A 434-nucleotide genomic window follows, 5' to 3' on the forward strand; every position below is an offset into this window, starting at 1 on the left:
CACCTGCCGCGCTTGGGATTTCGGGGATTATCCACCTTCACGGACCGGAAGGCTGTCCACCCCGTAATGGGACTTGTGCAGATCAACACCCATGTGGATCCCATCGATTGGCACGGGACGAGAAGCCTGATCGACCCGGCATCGATCGTCGCCAGCCTCGCCCGTGCGACCGAGCGGCGCGTGGCCGGCCATGCGGATCGCGACGAGCCGATCGGGTTCCTGACGCATCATCTCGTTCATGACGACGTCATCTGGTCGTTATGCGAAAGGCTTATCGCCCACCTCGCCGCCAGAGGCATACGTTTCCTGTGCCTTGATGAGTGTTTCGGCATGGAAACAAGATCACATTTGAGATCTAATGAGATTTGATGCGTTATGCTCATAGTCTCTGGAGGAGCATATGGAAGCGCGACTCCTGTCGGTTCGCCAACTGA

Annotated in this window: 1 protein-coding gene; it reads left to right on the plus strand. The window is 57.6% G+C overall.

The window, feature by feature from the left end; translation table 11 throughout:
- The coding region (locus C7G61_RS43515) for a polysaccharide deacetylase family protein (RefSeq protein WP_476727219.1) at positions 1 to 369 on the plus strand (369 nt) is incomplete at its 5' end.
- Positions 370 to 434: the final 65 nt, after the last annotated feature.

This window comes from Bradyrhizobium algeriense, from assembly GCF_003062295.1.
Lineage (GTDB): Bacteria > Pseudomonadota > Alphaproteobacteria > Rhizobiales > Xanthobacteraceae > Bradyrhizobium > Bradyrhizobium algeriense.